The organism is Streptomyces sp. NBC_00876 (assembly GCF_045207435.1).
GTDB lineage: Bacteria > Actinomycetota > Actinomycetes > Streptomycetales > Streptomycetaceae > Streptomyces.
Window position 1 is genome coordinate 240,157 of the sequence record NZ_CP108800.1, and the last position, 14,220, is coordinate 254,376.

13 protein-coding genes are annotated in these 14,220 nt (G+C 71.8%); 6 read left to right on the forward strand and 7 right to left on the reverse strand.

The window, feature by feature from the left end:
• Positions 1 to 55: 55 nt before the first annotated feature.
• Positions 56 to 1,228 carry a serine hydrolase domain-containing protein gene (locus OG782_RS01110; protein ID WP_406447390.1) on the reverse strand — a complete coding sequence of 391 codons (1,173 nt, stop codon included), beginning with the start codon at positions 1,226 to 1,228 and terminating at the stop codon, positions 56 to 58.
• Positions 1,229 to 1,475: 247 nt separating this feature from the next.
• Entirely contained in the window at positions 1,476 to 2,225 is a 750-nt protein-coding gene (locus OG782_RS01115; protein WP_406447391.1) for a TioE family transcriptional regulator, read from the reverse strand.
• Positions 2,226 to 2,283: 58 nt separating this feature from the next.
• Here OG782_RS01115 and OG782_RS01120 point away from each other — a divergent pair, with 58 nt between their 5' ends.
• On the forward strand, positions 2,284 to 3,501 hold the full coding sequence (locus OG782_RS01120) for an erythromycin esterase family protein (protein WP_406447393.1): 1,218 nt from the start codon (positions 2,284 to 2,286) through the stop codon (positions 3,499 to 3,501).
• Positions 3,502 to 3,598: 97 nt separating this feature from the next.
• Here the strand turns inward: OG782_RS01120 and OG782_RS01125 are convergent, their stop codons facing one another.
• Together OG782_RS01125 and OG782_RS01130 are read right to left on the reverse strand one after the other, a co-directional pair.
• Positions 3,599 to 4,426 (reverse strand): class I SAM-dependent methyltransferase, encoded by an 828-nt coding sequence (locus tag OG782_RS01125; protein ID WP_406447395.1) that lies wholly within the window; start codon positions 4,424 to 4,426, stop codon positions 3,599 to 3,601.
• A 356-nt stretch (positions 4,427 to 4,782) separates the two neighbouring features.
• Positions 4,783 to 6,423, reverse strand: coding sequence for a protein kinase domain-containing protein (locus OG782_RS01130; RefSeq protein WP_406447396.1), 1,641 nt, complete (start codon positions 6,421 to 6,423; stop codon positions 4,783 to 4,785).
• Between the two features lie 256 nt (positions 6,424 to 6,679).
• Between OG782_RS01130 and OG782_RS01135 the strand changes: the two genes are divergently transcribed.
• The gene (locus OG782_RS01135) at positions 6,680 to 6,826 is read left to right on the forward strand and encodes a hypothetical protein (RefSeq protein ID WP_406447398.1); all 147 of its coding nucleotides are present in this window, start codon (positions 6,680 to 6,682) and stop codon (positions 6,824 to 6,826) included.
• A 138-nt stretch (positions 6,827 to 6,964) separates the two neighbouring features.
• Positions 6,965 to 7,399: an ester cyclase gene (locus OG782_RS01140; RefSeq protein WP_406447400.1), complete on the forward strand. Its 435-nt coding sequence runs from the start codon at positions 6,965 to 6,967 to the stop codon at positions 7,397 to 7,399.
• A 143-nt stretch (positions 7,400 to 7,542) separates the two neighbouring features.
• Here the strand turns inward: OG782_RS01140 and OG782_RS01145 are convergent, their stop codons facing one another.
• Complete coding sequence (locus OG782_RS01145) at positions 7,543 to 8,892, reverse strand: MFS transporter (protein WP_406447402.1); 1,350 nt, start codon at positions 8,890 to 8,892, stop codon at positions 7,543 to 7,545.
• A gap of 72 nt (positions 8,893 to 8,964) precedes the next feature.
• Between OG782_RS01145 and OG782_RS01150 the strand changes: the two genes are divergently transcribed.
• A complete protein-coding gene (locus OG782_RS01150) occupies positions 8,965 to 9,954 on the forward strand; it encodes a GlxA family transcriptional regulator (RefSeq protein ID WP_406447404.1) in 990 nt (329 codons plus the stop codon).
• A 274-nt stretch (positions 9,955 to 10,228) separates the two neighbouring features.
• A complete protein-coding gene (locus OG782_RS01155) occupies positions 10,229 to 11,200 on the forward strand; it encodes an aldo/keto reductase (protein WP_406447405.1) in 972 nt (323 codons plus the stop codon).
• A gap of 146 nt (positions 11,201 to 11,346) precedes the next feature.
• Here OG782_RS01155 and OG782_RS01160 read toward each other — a convergent pair whose 3' ends face one another.
• Positions 11,347 to 12,225 carry a LysR family transcriptional regulator gene (locus tag OG782_RS01160; RefSeq protein ID WP_406447407.1) on the reverse strand — a complete coding sequence of 293 codons (879 nt, stop codon included), beginning with the start codon at positions 12,223 to 12,225 and terminating at the stop codon, positions 11,347 to 11,349.
• A 202-nt stretch (positions 12,226 to 12,427) separates the two neighbouring features.
• Here OG782_RS01160 and OG782_RS01165 point away from each other — a divergent pair, with 202 nt between their 5' ends.
• Positions 12,428 to 13,285: an EamA family transporter gene (locus OG782_RS01165; RefSeq protein WP_406458777.1), complete on the forward strand. Its 858-nt coding sequence runs from the start codon at positions 12,428 to 12,430 to the stop codon at positions 13,283 to 13,285.
• An 82-nt stretch (positions 13,286 to 13,367) separates the two neighbouring features.
• Here OG782_RS01165 and OG782_RS01170 read toward each other — a convergent pair whose 3' ends face one another.
• On the reverse strand, positions 13,368 to 14,114 hold the full coding sequence (locus tag OG782_RS01170) for a class I SAM-dependent methyltransferase (protein WP_406447408.1): 747 nt from the start codon (positions 14,112 to 14,114) through the stop codon (positions 13,368 to 13,370).
• Between the last annotated feature and the right edge of the window lie 106 nt (positions 14,115 to 14,220).

Below are 14,220 nucleotides of genomic sequence, written 5' to 3' on the forward strand. Positions count from 1 at the left end.
TGCCACCGGAGAGGCGAGGCGACGGCCGCCCGGCCCGCCGGCAGGCGCGGACCTGCTACTGCTTGCGCAGCAGCGCGCAGACGAAGTTCTCCTCCAAAGCCCGCAGACGCTCCAGCAGCTCGGGCTTGTTCGTCTTGTTGATCTGGGTGGTGAGGGAGACGGTCAGCGACCGTCTGCCGTCAGGAGTGGCCGCGATCAGCTGGGTGTAGCCGGGGAAGTTGCCCGTGTGGCCGTAGACCACGCCGCAGCGGGTGGCGTACCGGAAGATCGCCAGACCGGCCTTGTTCCTGCCCGGGCCGGCCGGTTCGGATGCGCCGTTCACCCAGTTCAGCTGTTGCCGGCGGGTCTGTTCGGAGATCAGCTTTCCGCCGGCGTATCCGCGGATGAAGGCCGTCATGTTCCTCGGTGTCGAGACGATCCCGCCCGATGCCCACACGCCCGACGCGCTCAGTACCTCGCTGACGTCCTCGGGCGGGTCCGGCGGGGTGACGTCGTACCCGTGCATGTACGGCTCGGGCATCCGGTAGCCCTGGGGAAGGGTGGTGCTGCCCAGATCCAGCGGGCGGTACACCAACCGGGCCAGCAGCTCCTCGTAGGGGCGGCCCGTCACCGCCTCCGCCATCAGCGCCACGGCGATGTTGTCGGAGTTGGAGTAGCTGTACCGGGCCCCCGGCCGGAACACCAGCGGCTCCCCGGCGACGAAGTCCAGCAGCCGGCGGGAGTCGAAGCGGCGGCGCGGGTCCGCGGTCAGCAACTCGAGGAACTCCGGGTCCTGCGAATAGTCCGGCAGTCCGCTGGTGTGGTTCAGAAGCTGCCGCAGTGTGACCCGGTGCCAGGCGCGCGGCAGCCGGGGAAGCACCTTGCCGATGGTGTCGCCGAGCCGCAGCTTCCCGCGGTCGACGAGCTGGAGGGAGACCGCGCCGCTGAACGCCTTGGCCGTACTGGCGATACGCATGTGGTCGGTGGCCTCGATCGGTCGGTCGGTGCCGGTCTCGGCCACACCCGCCCGGTAGACCTCGGTGCGCAGCCCGCGCTTGAGAACGGCAATCGCTCCGGGCGGTCCGCCGGGCGCGGTGGTCAGTTCCTGCAACTGCGTGCGCAGGGCCCGGTCGTGGCCGGCGGTCGCATCCGCGGCTTGGGCCGGGGCAAGCACCGGCCCGGCCACGCAGGCAGCGGCCAGCAGAGCGACAAGGGGCTGGCGGACCCGCGGGAGGCTGGAAGGCGGCATGGGGCACTCCTGGAACGTCGGCGCGGTGGAGGCCCAGCTTCGCCCGCCGGTCCGCAAGCCGCGCGCGGCTCTGCTCCATCCAGCCGAGAGCGGTACCCGGGCGATGCCGAGGGCCGCGCGGAGACGGCGGGCCGCGGCGCGCTGCCGGCGATGACCATCCGCAGGCCGCGGTGTGCGGGGCAGGTCGGTCCCGGCCGGGGCCGAACCGTTGGTGACTCCTGCTTCTCCCCGGCCGGCGGCCGTTGCCTCATCCGCGCTCGCGGAGGTACGCATCCAGTTGTGCGGCTCCGGCGAGCATCGCGCGTCCGCGGGCGGACAGCCGGCCGTGCCAGTCGCACAGTGCGGCCTCCAGTGGCTCCAGCCCGCCGGCCGCCCGTACCTGGGCGATCAGCGGCGCGATCTGCTCCAGGAGGTAGCCACCCCGCCTGAGCTGGTGGGCCAGCCGGGCGTCCCGTACATCCGCCTCGTCGTAGACGCGGTAGCCGGTCCGCGGGTCGCGGCGTGGGCGGACCAGCCCGGCGCGCTCCCACTTGCGCAGTGTCGCGGGCCCGACGCCGAGCTTCCCGGCCAGCGGCCCGATGAACATGGCGTCGGTCCCTGGCACCGCGGCCGGCCCGGGCGCCGCGCGGGTCCCGGGCACCGTGGTGGGCTCCAGGTCGCGCAGGGCGTTCTCCACGGTCAGGAGAGTCCGCCGGTCGTCGAGGAGCTGGGCGTGGCTCTCGTCGATGAGGCGGTACGCCTCATCGACCGTGCCCTGGTTCACGGCCTGCATGATCGACGTCGCGGTCCGATGGCCATGACCGGGCAGCAGTGCGAGAAACGCGCGCAGGGCTCCCGCGTGCAGCGAGGTGTAGACGCGGTAGCCGTGCGGTGTGCGGCCGGCGGCCGGAAGGATGCCGCACTCCTCGTAGTTCCTGACCGCCTGCGTGGACAGACCGTGCCCGCGAGCCAGGTCAACCGGTCTGAGCCGATCACTGCTTTGAAGGTTTCGTCCCACGGTCCCGAGACTATCGTGCAAAAGTTTCAACCGAAGGTTCAGCGATAGCGTTCAAGGCATGGTTACTGACATCAAGGACACCGCCTGTGCCGTCGAGGCCGCGGCCGTGATGAGGCTGCTTCCGGTCCGGCCCCGGCTGCTCGCGCTGGGCGAACCGACCCATGGCGAGGACGCACTGCTCGGCCTGCGCAACGAGCTCTTCCGGCAGCTTGTCGAGCAGGAGGGCTACGGGACGATCGCGATCGAGAACGACTGCATGACCGGCCTGGCCGTGGACGCCTACATCGCTTCGGGCACGGGCACTCTCGACGAGGTCATGGAGCACGGATTCAGCCACGGCTGGGGCACCTCCGCCGCCAACCGCGAGCTCGTGCGCTGGATGCGCGCCTTCAACGACGGCCGGCCCTCGTCCGAGCGGCTCCGGTTCGCCGGTTTCGACGGCCCTCTGGAGATCACCGGCGCTGCGAGCCCCCGCCAGGCCCTCACCGCCCTCCACGAGTACCTCGCGTCGGCCGGGGTGGACGCGGATCTGTTCCCCTGTACCGCGGAGGCCCTCGACCGGCTGCTCGGCGCCGATGCCCCGTGGACCGAGCCCGCCGCGATGACGGACCCGGCCCGATCCGTCGGGCAGTCGGCCCGGGCCGCTCGGCTGCGGCTGCTCGCCGACGATCTGGTGGCGCTCCTCGACGCCCAGACGCCCCACCTGATCACGGCGACCTCGCGGGACGACTGGGACCGGGCATGCCTGTACGGACGCACCGCGACGGGCCTGCTTCGCTACCACTACTGGATGGCCGACACCTCGACTGCCCGCATGACCCGGCTGCTCGGCGTGCGGGACCAGATGATGGCCCACAACCTGCTCGCCGTCGCAGCCCGGGGCCCGGCACTCGTCCACGCCCACAACTCCCATCTCCAGCGGGAGAAGAGCACGGTGCGCATGGGCGGGACACCACTTGAGTGGTGGAGCGCCGGTGCGCTGGTGAGCGCCCGGCTCGGCGAGGAGTACGCCTTCGTCGCCACGGCACTCGGCACGATCCGGCACCAGGGAGTGGACACGCCGCCGCCGGACACCGTCGAGGGACTCCTGTACGCCCTTCCGGCAGACCGCTGTGTCATCGACCCGCCCCGGCTCGCGACCGCCCTCGGCGATACGCTGCCCGCGCCCCGCGTATCCCCCTGGTTCGGCTACGCCCCGCTCGACCCGGCTCACCTGGCGGACAGCGACGGCCTGGTGTTCGTCAAGGACGTCCCACAGAGCCGGTGCCATCCATAACGGTCCGGCCATCCATAACGGTCCGGCTATCCATGACAGTCCGGTCCGCTCCTGCGCCGGCACGCCGGTCGTCGGGGCCGGCGTGATCGGGGACGGGTCATTCCGGGGTCTCCTCGGGTTTCCATCCCCACACGGTGAGCATGCCGGCCGACAACGCGGCGCACTCCTCCGACTCCAGATACCGGACAGCCGCGTCAACGGCAGCATCGTCGACCAGGCCGGTGGCGAGCATCGCCTCTCTGCTGCGCTCCCATGTGTCGGCCCAGAAACGGCTGATGGCACTGCCAGGCAGCAGCGGCGGCGCATGGATCTCGGCGGCGACGGGCTTGAGCCCCGCCCCGCGCAGCAGCTGCGGGTACGACGGCACCCAGGAGACATCGGTGCCGATCGTGCCCCGCAGTCCCTGCCACATCGCCCGCATCATCTCGGTGTACGGCGTGCCGGGTGCACGGTCGCTCGTCAGGTCGAGGGCGTCGCTGAGCACCAGCACACCGCCGGGCTCGACGAGTTCGGCAAGTCGCGTGATCAGTCGCTCGCGCTCGGGCAGGTGCATCAGCACAAAGCGCGCGTGTACGAGCCTGAACCGGCCTGGGACGAAGGCCGGGGCAGTGATGTCGGCCTCCAGCACGTCGAGCCCGGGAGAGGACCGCTCGTCGAGGAACCGTACGTCGCGGTCCACGGCGAGCACGCTCGCCACCCCGGCCTCGTCCAGCAGCCGGCGTGAGACCGTTCCTGTCCCGGCACCCACGTCGAGGCAGCGCCACCCCGGGCCGGCCCCCAGTCCCCGCAGCCGCGCCATGGTGATGTCGTCGTAGGCGAGGGCCCCGAAGTCGATGCGCTCGCTCTCGCCCGCCTGTTCGGGAGGGAAGACGGCCTCGCCGTACCGGCCGCCGCCCGGCGCGCCCTCCGGCGGTGCGGCGTTCACGCCTCCCCCGGCGCCGCGCCGAGCGCGTCGTCCTCGACGAGTCCGGGCCCCCGGCCGGCGAGGGACTGGAACTGCGGGTCGCCAAACAGATTCATGACCGGGCCTCTCCACGCGGTGGGGCAAGTGCGGGGCGGCCCGTCGCGCGGCCGCCGCCCCGGCGATCCTCCACCGGCGGCCGCCCCCGTGGCCGAGGCGCGCCGCGTCTGAGCCGATCGGCCCAAACGGCCCCAAGGGCCCACGGACCCTGCACACGGACCGGCCGCCAGGCCGAGGCCGACACGGCCGATGGCCCGCGAACCACCCGCACGCGCCGGTTCCGGACGTGTCACCCGCGCTCTACCCGCGCCCGGGTGGATTCACGAGGCGGCTCCGAGCGCACCGGCGAGGAACCGTGCCTCATTGCGGCCCAGCTCGGTCGCGATCACCGCGTCACCGCCCGTGAGACGGTTGCCGATCGCCATCCGGGCGAGCAGACGGTCGTCGCCCTGGACGAACGCCAGCGCGTTCGTGGGCGGTGTCCGGTCCGTCACCTTGCCTGTCAGGGCGGCGAACTTCGTCGCGTCCTTGTCCTCGAACACGACCCGCACCGACCATCCGCCCTGACCGCCGGGCTCCGTGTCCTCGAACGCCGTGACCTCCTTGAACCTGTTCACCGTCATCCCCGGAGCAGTGGAGACGACCACACACATCTTCCGGTCGTCCGAGGTGAAGCCCCGGCCGGAGGGCACCGCGGGCTGTTGAGTGGCGAAGGGATCGGAGGAGGACGCCTCACCGTCGGGGCAGACCCCGGGCTGCTCGCTCTGCACTTCCAGGAAGCGCACCGGCTCGTCCGGAACGCCCGCCGCGGCAGCGCCGTCGGAGGCGTCCCAGGGCCGCACCGCCAGCACGCCGACCAGTGCCACGGCCGCGGCCAGCCCGGCGGCGAGCGGCCACCGTCGCATGCCCCGCCACCGCGCTCCCGTCGCAGGCGTGCCGGCGGCCGGGGTGCCGTTGAGGCGTGAGGTGGCGGGCGGGGAGCCCACGGCCTGCGTCGGCTCGTGCGGCCCGGTACGACGGCTGCCGGGCGCGGCACGGCCGGCCTCGTCGAGGTGGCGGATCGCCGCGTGCAGGGCATCGGTGCGCTCGGCGCGGTGGCGCTCGATGGAAGTGGTCCAGCGCGACTCGAGTACGTTCCCGCCGGTTGCCGGCCTTCCGTCGAGGTGGCCTGCGCAGTGGGCGATCAGCTCGGCCGGGGTGGGCCGCGACTGCGGGTTCAGTTCCAGGCACGGCAGAATCAGGGCAGCCGGGTCCGGATGCAGACCGGACACATCGGTGTCACCGGTTGCCGCGCGCATCAGTAACTCCAGGGCCGAGATCTCCTCGATGTCCGCGTAGGGCGGCCGGCCCGAGGCCAGGAAGAACAGGGTCGCCCCCAGGGAGAACACGTCCGACGCCTCCGTGGTCGGCTCGCCCCGGGCCTGCTCCGGTGAGGCGTAGGCGACTGTGCCGAGGGCCGACTGGGTACGGGTGAGGTCGTGCGCCTGCGAGATGCCGAAGTCGATCAGGCGTGGCCCTTCGACGGGCAGCAGCACATTCGACGGTTTGATGTCCCGGTGCACCAGGCCGGCGCTGTGCAGCGAGGCGAGCGCCTCCGCCATACCGCCGGCCACCCAGTGCAGCGCATCGGACCCCAGGGTGCCGCAGCCCTCCATCAGATCCTTCAACGAGGGTGCGGGGACGTACTCCTGGGCCATCCACGGCACCTGGGCGGTGGGATCGGCGTCGACGACACTCGCCGTGTACACCCCGCGTACCCGGCGCGCGCACTCGACCTCGCGGGCGAACCGTCTTCGGTCGTCCGCGCTGTCCGTGATCAGCGTCTTCAGCGCGACCGTGCGTCCTGCGGGCGACCGTGCCAGGTACACCCGGCCCATCCCGCCGCTCGCCAGCTCCGCCAGAACCGTGAACCGGCCGATCCGCTGCCCCGGACGTATCGTCTCCGTGTCGCCCCACTGCATGCGCTGCCCCCTCTGATCCACCGCGACGCAAGAGCCCATCCGTTCCCGGTCAGTGTGCATGAGCGGGTCCTTGACCCGCAGGTGCATGCCGGAGCTCCTGGACCGGGACCCGCACGTACGTGCCCGAGCTCCCAAGTCGATGAGCCGGGGCCGGATCGCCATGTCCCGGCCGTTGCGAGGTGTGCGCTCCCGGTACTGTCCCCACCGCAGCTGTTCGTTCGTCGTACGAGTGAGAGCCCCCGTCCCGGAGGTTGCGATGCGGTACGCCTTGCTGATCTGCCCCGAGCCCAGCCGCACCGAGGCACTGTCCGACGTGGAACGCGAGGCGGCGTACGCCGAGTACTTCGCGTTGGCTGGAGGAGGTCTTCCGGGACGAGTGGGGCGCCGGAACGGCGACTTCTGACCCGCCGGATCGAACATCTCTGACCCGGGCTGTCCCCCGGGCGGGCGGAGGGGCCGGCACAAGCCGGCAGCCGGGTCCCGGGGCCCGGGCAGCGGCCACCCCACGACCCATCACATCGACCGAGACCGAGGAGAACCCGTGTCCGCAGACCGGACAACAGACAACAGAGCGACGTTCCTGCGCTTCCATGACGCCGTGAACAGCGGCGATACGGACGTCATCTCGAAGACCGTCGACGAGGTCGTCGACCCGGACGTGCTGTTCCACGCACCGGTTCCGAGTGACGCGACGGGGGTTCAGGCCCTCAAACAGGTATGGACGGTACTCCTTCGCGGGTTCCCCGACCTTCATGTCGCGGTCGAGGACATGATCGTGGACGGGGACAAACTCGTCAGCAGGCAGACGGTCACCGGAACCCATCTGGGCGACTTCAGGGGCCTGCCGGCAACCGGCAGATCCGTCACGTACAACGAGATCTTCATCCTCCGCTTCGCCGGCGGCCGCATCGCCGAGATCTGGGGAGTCGTCGACGTGTTCTCGCAGATGCGGCAGCTCGGCGTCATCCCGGCCTGAGCGGGCCCTCGGCGGCTTCCCGGGCGGACGCCAGGGGCCTCTGGCGCACTCCTCGGCGCTCGTTCGGGTCCGGGGCAGCCGTTCCGCCGGCCGGGCGGCACTGCGGCCGCCGCCCGGTCGTGGGCGCCCGGTCACAGGTCCGCTCAATCCTCGTGCGGACGGGCCGGCAGCTCTGACTCACCGTCGTCCGCGGGAGCGGCGCGGCGCAGCGTGCGGATCGCCGGGACCGAGAGCAGCGCCACGCACCCCGCCAAGCAGGCGCCCGCCGAGACCAGCAGCAGCCGCGCCGGGGAGGCCATCGCAGTGGCCGGACCCGCCAGGATCTGGCCGATCGCGATCCCGGACACCGAGCCGGCCAACTCGTAGGCGGTGACCCGGTTGAGCACCTCGGGCGGGGTGTGGGTCTGCACGCTGGTGGCCCACATCACCGACCAGAACGCCAGGGCGCCGCCGCCGAGCACGTGGCCCGCCAGCAGCACCGGCAGTCCGGCACCCAGCGCCACACAGAACGGCAGCACGGTGAACAGTGCCATCGCCGTCGCACCGGCGGCGAGCGGCCGGGCAGGGCGCAGCCGCAGCGCCAGCAGGCCACCGAGCACTGTTCCGACGCCGAGGAAGGAGACCGCCAGGCCGTACGCGTTGGGGCCCAGCCTGGCGCCGATCAGCGCCGAGCTCAGTGGCACCAAGGGACCGAAGAGCAGCACGCCGTATCCCACCCAGATCAGGATGACCGCCCACATCCAGGTGCGGGAGCGGAACTCGAACCAGCCCCGCCGAAGGTCTCTGCGCAGTGAACTCCCGCCGGGTGACTCGGAGTCGGCCTGCGGAAAGGCACCCTTGGGGGCGAGCCGGATGAGCGCCAGGCACAGCGCGCTGAGCACGAATGTGCCGGCGTCGATCGCGTACACGGTCCCGGCGCCGGTCAGCGCGATCAGCAGTCCCGCCAGGGCCGGGCCGAGCAGTTGGGCCAGCGCATCGGCCACCTTGAGCGTGGCATTGGCCCGCTGCGGCTCGCGGGCGACGAGCGGGACCATCCCGTTCACCCCCGGCTGGAACATCGCGGTGGCCGCACCGGCCAGCGCGGCCATGGTCACCAGCAGCCAGAGCGGCGGTGTCCCGGCGAAGAACGCGGCCGCCAGCACACCCTGGGTGAGCACCCGGGCGAGGTCCGCACCGACCATCATCCGGCGTGCGCCCAGCCGGTCGGCGAACACTCCGCCGAACAGGACCAGGGCGACGCACGTCCCGGTCCAGGTACCGAGGACGAACCCGACCCCTGAGACGCCGTAGAGCGCGCCGATCGCCAGAGCGGCGGCCACCGGCATCATCGCGTCGCCCACCAGCGAGACCGTACGGGCGGTGAAGTAGAGCGTGAAGCGCCGGTCCCACAACGGGGTCCGGGAGGGCGGGCGTTCGCCGGGCGGATCGGTGGGCCGGCCGCCGGGCGGATCGGTGGGCGGCGAGGACGGGGAATGAGCCTGCGTGGTGGTCACAGCCACCATCCTGGTCCGGACCAATTGGCCGCTCCCAGTGTCCTGAACGACATGATCGGGTACTTTCACGCCATGACGCCTCGCCCCCTGCCGAAGTCCCCGGTCCCGCACCGGGTGGTGGCCCTGCTTCAGCCCCCGCAGTCGTCGTTCTCCCTGGCCTGCGCGGCCGAGGTGTTCGGTGACCACGGGCCGGCGGTCCCGGCCCGCTACACCTTCGAGGTCTGCACCGAACACCCCGGCCCGGTACGCGCCCAGGCCGGCTACGACCTGTTGGTCACGGCCGGCCTGGACACGCTGGAGCGCGCGGACACCGTGCTGGTCCCCGGCTGGCAGCAGCCGGCCGGCGGCGAGGTGCCGCCCGCGGTGGTCGCGGCGGTCCGCCGGGCGCACGGGCACGGCGCACGGATCGTCAGCATCTGTTCGGGCGCCTTCGTGCTCGCCGCCGCCGGACTGCTGGACGGCCGGCGGGCCGCCACTCACTGGGCCCGGGCCGCCGAACTGGCAGCGAGGTTCCCGCTGGTCGATGTCGACCCCGGGGTGCTCTACGTGGACCATGGCGACGTCGCCACGAGTGCCGGATCGGCGGCCGGCGTGGATCTCTGCCTGCATCTGGTGCGCGCCGACCACGGCGCCGCGTACGCGATGCGGATCGCCCGGCAGATGGTGATGCCGCCGCACCGCGAGGGCTGTCAGCTGCAGTACGCCGAACTGCCCGTCTCCGGGCCGGTCGCCGACTCGCTTGCCCCGTTGCTGGAATGGCTGGAGGGGCGGCTGGAGCAGCCGGTCAGTGTCGCCGAGATGGCAGTCCGCTCCCAGGTCTCGGCCCGCACGCTCACCCGCCGCTTCACGGAGCAACTGGGCATCAGTCCCGGCCGCTGGCTGCTGGACCGGCGGATCTCCGCCACCCGGGCTCTGCTGGAGGAGACCGACCTGCCGGTGGAGACCATCGCCCGCCGGGTCGGCCTCTCCTCCGCCGTCAACCTGCGCAGGCGCTTCCACGAGGCTCTGCGCACCACACCCGCCGCCTACCGGCGTGCTTTTCGCACGGCGGGGGCCAGGTAGGGGCGCACGTTCGCGCTGCGACCCGAAGCGCCGGCGAAGCGTGCGCCGCCGCCACGCTCCGGCGTGCCAGATCCTTCAGGGCGAAACACCCGGTCAGCCCCCACGACCGGCCCTCCACCGGCTCTCCGGCCGGCAGGACCATCGTTCGACGCGATGAACAACCGCCCGCGTCGCAGGGTCCGGCCCCCGGCCCCGGCGGACCGGCACCGGGCGAAGGAGCGGCAGTTACCCGCCCCACGCACCATGGCCCCGCCGTCAGAAAGGACCCACACACATGAGGACGAGGAACATCGGGCCCCTTGAGGTCTCCGCCGTCGGCCTGGGAGCCATGGGCCTCAGCCAGGGCTACGGTGCCGGTGTCAGCGGCAGCGAGGCCACCGGCCTGATCCGCAAGGCGTTCGACCTGGGCTGCACCTTCTTCGACACCGCCGAGGGGTATGCCGCGGGCGCCAACGAGGAGTTGACCGGCGCCGCGCTGGCCCCGATCCGTGACCAGGTCGTCCTCGCCACCAAGTTCTACATCGGCGGCTCCCCCACCCGCGCCGAGCTGGGAAAGGAGATCCGCACGCGTCTGGACGCCTCCCTGTCCCGGCTCGGCACCGACCATGTCGAGCTGTACTACCAGCACCGCGTTCCCGACTCCATACCTGTCGAGGACATCGCCGCCGTCATGGGCGAACTGATCGACGAAGGCAAGATCCTCGGCTGGGGACAGTCGCAGGCCACCGAGAAGCAGATCCGCCGGGCGCACGCGGTCACGCCGCTGACGGCCGTACAGAGCGAATACTCCATCATGGAGCGCATGTTCGAGCAGGACGTGATCCCCGCGTGCGAGGAACTCGGCATCGGCTTCGTCCCGTTCAGCCCGCTCGCCACCGGCTTCCTCACCGGCAGGATCGCCGCCGATGACACCTACACCGGAGCTGACGTCCGCAGGGTCATCACCCGCTTCGACAAGGACAACATCCGCGCCAATCAGCCTCTCCTGGACCTGCTCACCGGCTTCGCGGAGGAGAAGGGCGCCACACCGGCACAGATCTCCCTGGCCTGGATGCTGCACAAGGGGGACTTCATCGTCCCCATCCCCGGGTCGCGCAGGATCGAACGCGTCGAGGAGAATCTCGGCGCCGCCGAGGTGGAGCTGACCGCCGACGAGTTCGGCCGTATCGAGTCCGAGCTCGCCAGGATCGAGATCCATGGCAACCGGACGGACGAGGACATCGCCAGGCTCGGCATCCTCGACTGACGGGCGGCGGTGTCGGCAGCCCGGCGTCCCCGCGGCCGGACGTGATCCGCGCCGGTGACGTCGGGTGGCCGGTTGTGGCGACCGGTCGGGTGACCGGTCGTGGTGGCGGTCGTGGCGGCCGGTCGTGGTGAGCGATCCGATGCGCCTCAGCTGTGTTCCGTGATGCCGATGACGGCGAGGAAGGCGGCCGCCGCCGGCGTACGGCTGACGGGGCTCCAGACGGCGTACTCGACACGGGCCGGCGCGTCGGCGACCTCGATGGTCACAACGCCGACGAGTTGCGGGGCGTAGGCGGAGGGCAGCATGGCCACGCCCAGGCCCGGCCCCACGAGCCGGGCGATGAAGTCGGCGCTGGTCACCTCGAAGGCGACGTTGCGGCCGATACCGGCGGCCGAGAAGGCCTGGTCGGACTGGATGCGACCGGCCGTACCGGCCGGGAGGTCCACGAAGTCCTCGCAGGAGAGCCGTTGCAGGCTGACCGAGGGTTCGCCGGCCAGGGGGTGGTCGGGCGCGACCACGGCAACGAGTCGGTCGCGGGCGAGTTCGTGGGCCGCGACGCCCTCGGGACGCGCCGTGGTCGGCAGTCCGAGGAAGGCCACATCGAGGACTCCTTCCCTGACCTGTTCGACGAGTTCCTCGCTCGCACCCACCCGGAGGCTGATGCGCACCTGCGGGTACAGCCGGCGGAAATCCCGCAGGGCGCCGGGGACATCGACCGCGGCGACCGTGGGGATCAGGCCCACGGCGAGACGTCCGCGTACCTCTCCCACCGCTGCGGCGACCTCGGCGGCCGCCCGCTCGGCGGCGTCGAGGCACTGGCGGGCGGACGGGAGAAACGCCTCACCGGCCGGTGTCAGCCGCACCCTGCGGCTGGTGCGCTCGAAGAGCTTCGCGCCGAGTTCCCGCTCCAGGCGGGCGATCTGGTGGCTGAGGGCGGACTGGACCACCAGGCACCGTTCGGCGGCCCGGGTGAAGTTGTTCGTCTCGGCGACGGCGATGACGTAGCGCATCTGCTGGAGCTCCATGGATCCATCTTGTATCGAGATCGATGAGCTGACAAACATGTGTTGGACTCATTGATCGTGCCCGCACGAGACTGCGGCTATGACAAGTCCAGCAGCATCGAGAACAGTCGGCGGAACCGGAACCGGAAAGGGCACCGGAAGCGGAAGCGGCGCGTTCCGCGGCGACCTGCCTCGTACCCTCCTGACAGCGTTCGCCCCCTTGGTGTGGGGCACTACCTATGTCGTCACCACCGAGCTTCTCCCGCAGGGACACCCGATGTTCGCGGGACTGCTGCGCGCCCTGCCCGGTGGCCTGATCGCGCTCGCGCTCACCCGGACGCTGCCGCGGGGCGCGTGGTGGGGGAAGGCCGCGGTGCTCGGCGTGCTGAACATCGGGCTGTTCTTCCCCCTGCTGTTCATCGCGGCCGAACGCCTGCCGGGAGGCATCGCCGCGACCGTCGCTGCGGCCCAGCCACTCGTCGTCGCCGTCCTGGCGGTGACCGTCCTTCATGAGCGCCCGTCCGTCTGGCGGCTCGCGTGGGGTGCGGCCGGCCTCGCGGGTGTCGCGCTGGTCGTGATCGGGCCGAACGCGGCCTTCGACGGCGTCGGGCTCGCGGCAGGGCTGGCCGGCGCGGCGACGATGGCGCTCGGTGTGACGCTCACGAAGCGCTGGGGACGGCCCGCCGGGGTCGGTCCCACCGCCTTTGCCGGCTGGCAGCTCACCGCAGGAGGCCTCTTCCTGCTGCCGGTCACCTTCCTCGCCGAAGGGACGCCTCCCGCCATCGACCTGCCCGGTGCGTTCGGCTACCTCTGGCTGGGGCTGGCCGGCGGTCTGGCCGCCTACGTCCTGTGGTTCCGCGGCATCACCGCCCTGCCGGTCACCTCCGTCGCAGTTCTCGGCCTGCTCTCGCCGCTGGTCGCCGCCGTACTCGGCGCCGTACTCCTGGGCCAGACACTCGGCACCGTCCAGATCCTAGGGTTCGGACTCTCACTCGCCGCGATCGTCGCGGGGCAGCTTCCCGCGCCCACCCGCTCTGCCGGTTCCGGCTCCCCGCCCGTACGGAAGGGCGCCTCGCTCTGAGCGTCGCCGTACGTCCTCGTCCACCGGCGGCAGAGCCGATGCCGCGTCGAGGGGGTGCGAGACATACGCGAAGGCTGCCGCGTCAGCGGACCGCGACAGCCAGGCTGACCACGTAGTGCTCCTCGACCGTCCCGCTCGGGAAGAGCGCGGCGAGCAGTGCGCGCTCCCGGGCGAGGAACGTGCCGGTCGCCTCCCTGCCGAGGACGAGGAAGTCGGAGTAGCTGGCCAGGTTGGCGAGATGCCTGTCGAGTGTGACGCTTCGGCTCCAGTTCATCTGCCGCGTGGCGAAGTCGAGTTCGGGCGCAAGGCCCCGAAATCTGGCCATGGGGTCGGGGGCGCTCTCGGCCGCGCCGAAGAGGCGTCGCAGACGGGCGTCCTGGTCGGCGATCCACTCAACGGTGCTGTCCGAGTCGTTCCACCACAGGGCGAGTGCGCCGCCGGGCCGCAGGACGCGAAGGGCCTCGGGCACCGACTTGTTCCGGTCGGTCCAGTGCCAGGCCTGGGCATACGTGAGGATGTCCACGGAGCCGGAGGCCAGCGGCAGGTTGTCGCCGTTCCCGATCACCAGGGGGACATCGGGTAGGCCGAGGCGGAACTGCGAAGCCATTCCGGGGCCCGGCTCGACCGCGACGACATGCGCTCCGCGGGCCCGAAGGAGGGTTGTCGCCAGTCCGGTGCCTGCGCCGACGTCTGCGACGCGGGCGCCCCGCAAGGGGCGGCCGGCCAGTTCCTCGACCGCGTCGAACAGGGCGGGCGGATAGGAAGGGCGGTTCGCGGCGTAGTCGGCTGCGGCCATGTCGAACGAGCGAGCCTGCGAAGTACGGTTCATACAGGCATTCTTGACGATTCGCTGGATCCGGCGCCGCTCTTTCCTCTGCGCCGCCCCCGCCCCGCCCCCGCCCCGCCCGCGCCCCGCCCGCGCCGGACAGCTCCGA